Source organism: Pseudomonas sp. (assembly GCF_040514055.1).
In the GTDB taxonomy this organism is placed as follows: Bacteria; Pseudomonadota; Gammaproteobacteria; order Pseudomonadales; family Pseudomonadaceae; genus Aquipseudomonas.
Genome location: NZ_JBEVDL010000047.1, coordinates 158,638 through 168,081, shown reverse-complemented (window position 1 = coordinate 168,081; position 9,444 = coordinate 158,638). Strand labels below are relative to the sequence as shown.

The following is a 9,444-nucleotide window of genomic DNA, read 5'->3' as shown; positions in this document are numbered from 1 at the left end:
ACATGGCGGCCACCATCAGGGTGGTGACCAGAAAGCCGAGGGTGCCGGCGCTGCCCCAGCCATAGCTCCAGCCGAAGTACTCGCCGGAAATCACCAGGCCGACGGCGATGCCCCACAGGTGCAAGGTGCCGAGGGTCGGTTTGAGTTGTGTTGGCGTTGTCATGGTAAATCCCCGCTCTGAACGTGAGTACACAGAGAACTGCACAGCCTGCACCGGCCCACGAGACCGCAGCCACCGCTGCTACAGCAGCGGTGGGTGGGCGATCAGTGGGTGTGCGGCTCGACTGGCTTAGAAAAAGCCCAGCGGGTTGATGTCGTAGCTGACCAGCAGGTTCTTGGTCTGCTGGTAGTGCTCCAGCGCGACCTTGTGGGTTTCCCGGCCGACGCCGGACTTCTTGTAGCCGCCGAACGCGGCATGCGCCGGGTACAGGTGGTAGCAGTTGGTCCACACGCGGCCGGCCTTGATCGCCCGGCCGACGCGGTAGGCGCGGTTGACGTCGCGGGTCCAGACCCCGGCGCCGAGGCCGAACTCGGTGTCGTTGGCGATCGCCAGGGCTTCGGCTTCATCCTTGAAGGTGGTGACGCTGACCACCGGGCCGAAGATCTCCTCCTGGAACACGCGCATCTTGTTGTGGCCCTTGAGCAGGGTCGGCTGGATGTAATAACCACCGCCCAGGCTGCCGGCGAGTTTCTCCACGTTGCCCCCGGTGAGCAGTTCGGCGCCCTCGTTCTTGGCGATTTCCAGGTAGGAGAGGATCTTGTCGAATTGCTGTTCGGAAGCCTGTGCGCCGACCATGGTGTCGGTGTCCAGGGGGTCGCCGCGCTTGATCTGCTGGACCTTTTTCATCACCTCGGCCATGAAGGCCGGGTAGATCGACTCTTGCACCAGGGCGCGCGAGGGGCAGGTGCAGACCTCACCCTGGTTGAAGAACGCCAGCACCAGGCCTTCGGCGGCCTTTTCGATAAAGCTCGGCTCGGCCTGCATGATGTCTTCGAAGAAGATGTTCGGCGACTTACCGCCCAGTTCCACGGTACTCGGGATGATGTTCTCGGCCGCGCATTTCATGATGTGCGCGCCCACCGGGGTGGAGCCGGTAAAGGCGATCTTGGCGATGCGCTTGCTGGTGGCCAAGGCCTCGCCGGCTTCCTTGCCAAAACCTTGCACCACGTTGAGCACGCCGGCCGGCAGCAGGTCGCCGATCAGCTCCAGCAGTACGCTGATGCCCAACGGCGTCTGCTCGGCGGGCTTGAGCACCACGCAGTTGCCGGCGGCCAGGGCCGGGGCGAGTTTCCAGGCGGCCATCAGGATCGGGAAGTTCCAGGGGATGATCTGGCCGACCACGCCGAGCGGCTCGTGGATATGGTAGGCGACGGTGTTGCCGTCGATCTCGGCGGCGCTGCCTTCCTGGGCGCGGATGCAGCCGGCGAAATAGCGGAAGTGGTCGATGGCCAGGGGGATGTCGGCGTTGAGGGTTTCCCGCACGGCCTTGCCGTTGTCCCAGGTCTCGGTGATCGCCAGCAGTTCGAGGTTCTGCTCCATGCGATCGGCGATGCGCAGCAGCACGTTGGAGCGCTCCTGGGCCGAGGTGGCGCCCCAGGCCGCGGCGGCGGCGTGGGCGGCGTCCAGGGCCTTGTCGATATCCTCGGCGCTGGAGCGGGGGAATTCGGCGATGGGCTGGCCGTTGACCGGCGAGGTGTTGGTGAAGTACTGGCCTTTCACCGGCGCGACGAATTCGCCACCGATGTAGTTGCCATAGCGGGCTTTGAAGGTTACGAGGGCGCCTTCGCTGCCGGGGTGGGCGTAACGCATGATGATCTCTCCTGGCTCTTGTGTTTGTTTTAATGATGCGGGGAGTCCGCGCCTGTGCGCTTGGACAAGCCTAGAGCAAGGCGCGGGCCAGGGTGGGCCCAGGGGCGTTCTAGAGCGCATGCGGTGCCAGGCGCGGTGCGCACACCGGGTCGACCGTAACGTTTCTGGCACAGAGGTTGTGACACTTTGTGCCGCCCGTGGTGCGCGCCGTGACTTGCAAGTCGGTTTCGCCATTGCCAAGTCCCGGGGCCTGGGCGATGCTGGGCCGCTGGGTGTCATCCGCGGCAGGGGACACCCTCCCATTGCTGGGGGAGAACAATAACAATGCATGCCAATCACCTGCGTCGCCATGCGCAACAGGTCCTCACCGTCGCCCATGGGCGTGGTCAGCCCAGCGGCCCCGGCAGCGACCCCTCGATCGCGCGCTCCTGGCTGCGCTGTCTGGAGGATTACCACCTCGATCCGGCCCAGCCGATCGCACCCACAGTGCTCGAGCACGGGCGCATGCTCGAATGCCGCGAGCGCCTGCAGCAGGTGCTGGAGATCGCCGAGGGCGAGATGAACAGCCTGTATCACCAGCTGTCGGGGGCCGGCAACGCGGTGCTGCTGACGGATGCGCGGGGCGTGATCCTCAACTGCGTGACCGCCGACGCCGAGCGCCAGACGTTCGAACGTGCCGGCCTCTGGCTGGGCGCCGACTGGAGCGAGGCGTGCGAGGGCACCAATGGCATCGGCACCTGCCTGGTCGAGCGTCAGGCGCTGACCATTCACCAGAACGAGCACTTCCGGGGCCGGCACACCGGGCTAACCTGCTCGGCCAGTCCGGTGTTCGATCCCCATGGCGAACTGCTCGGCGTGCTGGATGTGTCCTCGGCGCGCCACGAGGTGTCGCGCCAGAGCCAGTTCCACACCATGGCCCTGGTCAACCTGTCGGCCAAGGCCATCGAGAACTGCTTTTTCCTGCGGCGTTTCGAAGGCCAGTGGCTGCTGCGTTTCCACCTGCAGCAGGAATACGTCGGGCTGTTCAGCGAGGGCTTGCTGGCCTTTGACGGCGAAGGGCGCATCCGCGCGGCCAATCAGAGCGCGATCAACCTGCTCGGCAGCCACCGCGCCGCGCTGCTGGGGCAGCCACTGGAAACCTTCTTCGATTGCCGCCTGGACCAGTTGCTCGGTCGCGCCGGCGCGCACCCGGGGCCGAGCTGGCCGCTGCGCAGCCTCAACGGGCGCCTGCTGTACGCCGTGGTACGCGGGCAACCGGCGGTCGCGCTCAGCACCCGTCTGCCGGCAGTGCCGGTGGTCGCGCCGCGCCCATCGACCAGCCTGGTGCCGGGCCTGTGCCTGGCCGACATCGGCCTGCAAGGGGACTTTCGTCGCGCCCTGCGGGTGTTCGAGCGAGACGTGCCGTTGCTGCTCAACGGCGAGACCGGCTCCGGCAAGGAAGCCTTCGCCAAGGCCGTGCACCAGGCCAGCAGCCGTGCCGGACGGGCCTTTGTCGCGCTCAATTGCGCGGCGATTCCCGAGTCGCTGATCGAGAGCGAGTTGTTCGGCTACCGCGGCGGTACCTTTACCGGGGGACGCAAGGACGGCATGCGCGGCAAACTGCAGCAGGCCGACGGCGGCACCTTGTTCCTCGACGAAATCGGCGATATGCCGCTGGCGCTGCAAAGTCGCCTGCTGCGGGTCTTGGAGGACCGCCAGGTGGTGCCCCTGGGAGGCGAGGCGCAGGCAATCGATGTGCGAATCATCAGCGCCACTCACCGCGACCTGCAGGCGCGGGTGCAGGACGGCGGGTTTCGCGAAGACCTCTACTACCGGCTCAATGGGCTGGTGCTGCAGATGCCGCCGCTGCGGGCCCGGAGCGACAAGGCCGAACTGCTCGACCACCTGCTGCACGAGGCCGCCGAGGGGCAGCGCCTGTGCCTGGAGCAGTCCGCGCGCCAGGCGCTGCTCGACTATGCCTGGCCAGGTAACGTGCGGCAGCTGCGCAATGTGTTGCGCACCCTGGCCGCGCTCGCCGAGGACGGCCGCATTCGGGTCGAGGATCTGCCACTGGAGGTCCGTCAGTCGGGCGCGACGCCGCAGGCGGCTGCGCCCGCTCCGCTGCACGATGCCGAGCGCGCCGCGCTGCTGGCCACGCTCGAATCCCAGCACTGGCATATCAGCCGCGCCGCCGAGCACCTGGGCATCAGTCGCAATACCCTTTACCGCAAGCTGCGCAAACACGGTATTGCACGGCGTTAGACGCTGGCCGCGCCCGGGTGGCCTGGGGTAACCTGCCGGCCAGTTTCCACGGCCCGCGCGGCCGGCTTCAGGGGTCCTTCATGCATATTCATATCCTCGGCATCTGCGGCACGTTCATGGGCTCGCTGGCGGTGCTGGCCAAGGAACTGGGCCATCGGGTTACCGGCTCCGACGCCAATGTCTATCCGCCCATGAGCACCCAACTCGAGGCCCAGGGCATCGAGCTGACCCAGGGCTACGAGCCCGCGCAGTTCACCCCGGTCCCGGACCTGGTGGTGATCGGTAATGCCCTGTCGCGCGGCAATCCGGCGGTGGAGTACGTACTGAACCAGGGCCTGCCTTATGTCAGCGGTCCGCAATGGCTGGCCGATCACGTGCTGCAAGGGCGCTGGGTGCTGGCCGTGGCCGGCACCCATGGCAAGACCAGCAGCAGCAGCATGCTGGCCTGGGTGCTGGAACAGGCCGGTATGAGCCCGGGCTTCCTGATCGGCGGGGTGCCACAGAATTTTGGGATCTCCGCCCGCCTGGGCGGCACGCCGTTCTTCGTGGTCGAGGCGGACGAGTACGACAGCGCCTTCTTCGACAAGCGCTCGAAGTTCGTCCATTACCGCCCGCGCACCGCCATCCTGAATAACCTGGAATTCGATCACGCGGATATCTTCCCGGATCTGGCGGCCATCGAGCGGCAATTCCATCATCTGGTGCGGACCATCCCCGGTGACGGGCTGATCATCCACCCGGCCGCCGAAAGCGCCTTGGCGCGCGTCATCGGCATGGGCTGCTGGACGCCGGTGCAGACCACCGGCGAAGGCGGCCAGTGGCAGGCGCGGCTGCTCAGCGCCGATGCCTCGCGTTTCGAGGTGCACTTCGATGGGCGACTCGAGGGCGTGGTCGACTGGCAACTGACCGGCCGGCACAACGTCGCCAACGCGCTGGCGGTGCTGGCCGCCGCCCGCCATGTGGGCGTGGTGCCGGCCCAGGGCATCGCCGCGCTCGGCACATTCGTCAATGCCAAGCGACGCATGGAGAAGGTCGCCGAGGTGCGGGGCGTCACCGTCTACGACGATTTCGCCCATCACCCGACGGCGATCGCCACCACCCTCGATGGCCTGCGTCAGCGCATCGGCGACGCCCAACTGATCGCCATTGTCGAGCCACGCTCCAACTCGATGAAACTGGGTGCCCACCGGGACGGATTGGCGGCCTCGGTGGCCCAGGCCGACCAGGTGTACTGGTACGCGCCCCCCACGCTCGGCTGGGACCTGGCGGCCGCGGTGGTCGACTGCCCGGTGCCGACGCGCGTCTGCGATTCCCTGGAGGCTATCATCGCCGCCGTCACCGCCCAGGCCCGTCCCGGCACCCAGGTGGTGATCATGAGCAATGGCGGGTTCGGCGGCCTGCACGGCAAGCTGGCCCAGGCCTTGGCGGATACGGCGTCATGAGCGGCCCGGAGCGCATTACCCTGGCCATGACCGGCGCCTCTGGCGCGCAGTACGGCTTGCGCCTGCTGGACTGCCTGGTGCGCGAGGACCGCGAGGTGCATTTTCTGATCTCCAAGGCCGCGCAGCTGGTCCTGGCCACCGAGACCGACGTGACGCTGCCCGGCAAGCCCCAGGCCATGCAGACCTTCCTGACCGAGTACACCGGTGCGGTGGCCGGGCAGATCCGCGTCTACGGCAAGGAGGACTGGATGGCCCCGGCCGCCTCCGGTTCCGGCGCCCCGACCGCCATGGTGGTGGTGCCCTGTTCCACCGGCACCCTGTCGGCGATTGCCTGTGGCGCCTGCAACAACCTGATCGAACGTGCCGCCGACGTCGCCCTCAAGGAGCGTCGGCAGTTGATCCTGGTGCCGCGCGAGTCGCCATTTTCCAGTATCCACCTGGAGAACATGCTCAAGCTGTCCAACCTGGGGGCGGTGATCCTGCCGGCGGCACCGGGGTTCTATCACCAGCCGCAGACGGTCGACGACCTGATCGACTTCGTCGTGGCGCGGATCCTCAATGTGCTGAACATTCCCCAGGACATGCTGCCACGCTGGGGCGAACACCACCTGGGCAGCCATGATTAGGCGTCTGTCCCGGGGCGTGCTCGGGCTGCTGCTGATCGGCTTGTCCGGCTGCGCCAGCGTCGCCACGCTGGACGCGGCCAAGCCGGGTGCGCCGGTGGTCTATGCCGGGACGCGCCTGGACCTCTATGCCTTGCAGGGTGGTTGTTGCGCTGCGGACCGCTTCGGTGCCGAGGCGCCACGCCACCCGGGCCTGGACCTGGCGGCCAGTGCGCTGCTCGATACCCTGCTGTTGCCGCTGTCGCTGGCCACGGCGCTGGGTATCAGCCTGGGCGTCAGCGGCGGCCTGTAAACCGGGCGCTGTCGCGGCCGTGCAGGCCCTGGGGCTGGACCGACAAGGGGCTTGTTCGGCGAGTACCGCCTTGTCACGGGCCTGGTCGAAGCCCTTCACTTAGGCTGGGTGAGTCGTGCGTCCAGCCGGTCTGGCAACCCATGCCGCTCGCTCCGCCGGGGTAGTCCAAGCGCAGGCTCGAGTGCGGGCAGACCCTCGACCTGCGCCACAATTCGTGGGTTTCACCCGCCCTACCAGAGCGGGCGCAGGCGCTTTCGTAGGGTGGTTAGTCGCGCAGAAAGCACTCTGGCAAACCATGCTGCATTCTGCGCGCGGCGTAACCCACGCGGACAGACGCCAAAAGCGGGCAGAGTCTTTCTGAAAATACGCTCGGCTCAATGGCTCAACTGCACCAGGTGCGACTGGCTGTCCTGCAGGCCATAGCGGCCGCGTTCGTCGCGCACCACCCGGCCCAGGGCGATGGACGGGTCATGGGTGAAAAACAGCCGCCCGTTGCAGGCCAGCAAGTGTTCGAGCAGCGCCTGTTTCTCCTCGATCAGGCCCTCGGCGAAACGGTCGTAGCCCATGGTCAACGGCAGGTGCACCCAGGGCGCGCCCGGTACCAGGTCGGCGGCGAACACCACCGGGCCGTCGGGCATGGCGATTTCCGCCAGTAACTGCCCGGGGGTATGGCCCTCGTTCCAGTGCAGGCGCCAGCCTTCGCCCAGGGTGGCCGAAGTGGCATCGTCCTCCAGCAGTTCCAGGCGCCCGCTGGCCTCGAGCAGGTCCAGCAGTTCGGGGATGTAGGACGCCTGGTCGCGGGCGTGGGGGGCGCGGGCACGCTGCCATTGGCGGCGGCCGGTGAGAAAGCGCGCATTGGGGAACAGCAGCCGGGCCGGTTGACCCTCGGCCCAGGGCGCCAGTACGCCGCCGGCATGATCGAAATGCAGGTGGCTGAGCAGCACCACGTCGATATCGACATGGCTCAGGCCTTGTTCGGCCAGGCTGTCGAGCAGCACGTGACGCTCCTCCTGGACCCCGAAGCGTTCCTTCAGTTGCGGCGAGAAAAACGCGCCGATCCCGGTTTCGATCAGCACATTGCGCTCGTGCTCCTGCACCAGCAGCGCGCGGCAGCCGAGGTCGATGCGGTTCTGTGCATCGGGGATCATCCAGCGTTCCCACAGGGCACGCGGTGCGTTGCCGAACATGGCGCCGCCGTCGAGTTTCTGGCTATTGCCGGTCAGGCTGGTGAGTCTGCGCATCGAGCGTCCTTCTCGGACGCGAGGCATCCGGAGTGCAGGGTGGAAGTTGGCCGTCTGGGCGGCGCCGGCTTTATTTCATGTTTCACCTCGCCGGGCAAGCGGGTCGGGCGGCCGCTCAGTCGGCCCAGCCGCGGTGGACGAAGCTCCAGGGCCGCGGCCCCGGCAGGTAAGCGCTGTGGCGCTCGCGGATGACGAACCCGCCTGCCTCGATCAGTGCCGGAATGTCGCGGTCCAGGTGACAGCCACCGGCCAGGGGTTTCCACAGCGGATTCAGGCGCCGTTGCCAGCGGACGACCTCAGGCTGGGGCGCCAAACCGTGTTCGCAGAACAGCAGGCGCCCGCCAGGCTTGAGCACCCGGCGCATCTCGCGCAGCGCGCTGAAGGGGTCGACGATGGTGCACAGGGTGAAGGTGCAGACGATGCTATCGAAACAGGCCGTTGGAGCCTGGATCTGTCCCAGTTCCAGGGCGACCATCTGCACCGGGATGTCGATGGCGGCAGCCCGCTCACGGGCCAGGGCCTGCATCGCGGCGCTGGGGTCGACGCCGACGATGCGCTCTACTTGTCCCGGGTCGTAGAACTGCAGGTTGAGGCCGCTGCCGATGCCAATCTCCAGTACCTGGCCACGGGCCAGCGGTACCAACTGCGAGCGGGCCTTCATCAGCTGACCGAGGCCGCAGGCGCGGTCGATCAGGTGCGGCAGCACCCGGCGGGCGTAAAAGCCCACGAGCCGCCGCTCAGTTCGCGGCTGCCTGGCTATCGTCCTCGGCGTCGTCGGTATCCCCGTCAACGCTGATGCCACTCATGCAGATCAGCAGGTGCGGCCCTTGGTGGTCGCTGATCAGCCAGCCACCGCGGTCGGTGTCGAAGGTCGCGGCCAGCACCGCTTCCTGGGAAAAATGCCATTCGCGACGCGCGCGGCCATCCATGCATTCGATCGACAGAAATCGTTCGCCGCGCGCCAAGGCGGCACCCGGTTCGGCCGCCGTGGTAGCCGCGGGCTCGAGGGAAAATTGCCAGCTGTGCAGGCCGTCGATTTCCAGCATGTCGGTGGTGTGCAGGGCATCGAGCAGGGTTGGGTGGGTCACGCGCAGGCCTCGGATCTAAAGTGGGAATGTAAGGGGAAGGTTTAACGTCCGAGTTTGCGCAGCTGGTCCGACTCGATGACGCGCACGCCATCCTGCTCTTCCAGTGCCAGGCGCCACAGGGCACGGGCCAGGACGCTGGCCTGAATGCCCTGGTACTTGCCGGGGAGCAGGCGCATCAGCGGCGCGGCCAGGCGCTCACCGAGACGGAATTCGCGACGGTTGCCGAGCAACAGCGAGGGCCGGGCCAAGGTCAGCTGTGGCCAGCCCTGGGCCCGCAACGCGTCCTCCATCTCGCCCTTGACCCGGTTGTAGAAGGTGCTGGCCTGAGGGTCGGCGCCCAGGGCGCTGACCACCAGGAAATGCCGCGCACCCAGTTCCCGGGCGCGTTGGCCGACCGCCAGCACCAGGTCGTGGTCGACGGCGCGGAAGGCCTCCTGGGAGCCGGCTTGCTTGATCGTGGTGCCCAGGCAGCAGAAGGCGGTATTCAGCGGTCCGCCCAGGCTCGGCAGCAGGGTTGCCAGCGGTCCAACCGGGTTGTCCAGGTGCGGATGCTCGGCCAGGGGGCGGCGGCTGGGGGCCAGCACGCGCTCCACGGTCGGTTCGTTGAGCAGGCGGTCGAGCAGGTGCTCGCCGGTCAGGCCACTGGCGCCCGCGAGCAACACATGTTGGGGGGTCAGGTACATGGTCATCTCCGCTATTACCTGCAG

Annotated in this window: 9 protein-coding genes and 1 pseudogene; 4 read left to right on the top strand and 6 right to left on the bottom strand. The window is 67.3% G+C overall.

The window, feature by feature from the left end:
- Both ABWY06_RS11960 and exaC read right to left on the bottom strand, forming a co-directional pair.
- Positions 1–163 (bottom strand): annotated as a pseudogene (locus ABWY06_RS11960) (ethanolamine permease); the annotation flags it as partial.
- 126 nt (positions 164–289) lie between these two features.
- A complete protein-coding gene (gene exaC, locus ABWY06_RS11955) occupies positions 290–1,810 on the bottom strand; it encodes an acetaldehyde dehydrogenase ExaC (RefSeq protein ID WP_353925785.1) in 1,521 nt (506 codons plus the stop codon).
- 324 nt (positions 1,811–2,134) lie between these two features.
- Here exaC and ABWY06_RS11950 point away from each other — a divergent pair, with 324 nt between their 5' ends.
- The 4 genes from ABWY06_RS11950 (at position 2,135) to ABWY06_RS11935 (ending at position 6,408) form a co-directional block, all read left to right on the top strand.
- Positions 2,135–4,051, top strand: a complete 1,917-nt coding sequence (locus tag ABWY06_RS11950) for a sigma-54-dependent Fis family transcriptional regulator (RefSeq protein ID WP_353925784.1) — start codon at positions 2,135–2,137, stop codon at positions 4,049–4,051.
- A gap of 80 nt (positions 4,052–4,131) precedes the next feature.
- Positions 4,132–5,493, top strand: coding sequence for a UDP-N-acetylmuramate:L-alanyl-gamma-D-glutamyl-meso-diaminopimelate ligase (gene mpl / locus ABWY06_RS11945; protein WP_353925783.1), 1,362 nt, complete (start codon positions 4,132–4,134; stop codon positions 5,491–5,493).
- Positions 5,490–6,119, top strand: coding sequence for a flavin prenyltransferase UbiX (gene ubiX, locus ABWY06_RS11940; RefSeq protein WP_353925782.1), 630 nt, complete (start codon positions 5,490–5,492; stop codon positions 6,117–6,119). Before mpl ends, ubiX begins: the two co-directional genes overlap by 4 nt.
- Positions 6,112–6,408 carry a YceK/YidQ family lipoprotein gene (locus tag ABWY06_RS11935; protein ID WP_353925781.1) on the top strand — a complete coding sequence of 99 codons (297 nt, stop codon included), beginning with the start codon at positions 6,112–6,114 and terminating at the stop codon, positions 6,406–6,408. The genes ubiX and ABWY06_RS11935 overlap by 8 nt, the downstream gene beginning before the upstream one ends.
- Positions 6,409–6,782: 374 nt before the next feature.
- Here ABWY06_RS11935 and ABWY06_RS11930 read toward each other — a convergent pair whose 3' ends face one another.
- From ABWY06_RS11930 to ABWY06_RS11915, 4 genes are all read right to left on the bottom strand, one after another.
- Complete coding sequence (locus ABWY06_RS11930; protein WP_353925780.1) at positions 6,783–7,649, bottom strand: MBL fold metallo-hydrolase; 867 nt, start codon at positions 7,647–7,649, stop codon at positions 6,783–6,785.
- Positions 7,650–7,764: 115 nt separating this feature from the next.
- The gene (locus ABWY06_RS11925; protein WP_353925779.1) at positions 7,765–8,376 is read right to left on the bottom strand and encodes a class I SAM-dependent methyltransferase; all 612 of its coding nucleotides are present in this window, start codon (positions 8,374–8,376) and stop codon (positions 7,765–7,767) included.
- Positions 8,377–8,386: 10 nt separating this feature from the next.
- Positions 8,387–8,737, bottom strand: a complete 351-nt coding sequence (locus ABWY06_RS11920) for a DUF5629 family protein (RefSeq protein WP_353925778.1) — start codon at positions 8,735–8,737, stop codon at positions 8,387–8,389.
- A 41-nt stretch (positions 8,738–8,778) separates the two neighbouring features.
- Positions 8,779–9,420 carry an oxidoreductase gene (locus tag ABWY06_RS11915; protein WP_353925777.1) on the bottom strand — a complete coding sequence of 214 codons (642 nt, stop codon included), beginning with the start codon at positions 9,418–9,420 and terminating at the stop codon, positions 8,779–8,781.
- Positions 9,421–9,444: the final 24 nt, after the last annotated feature.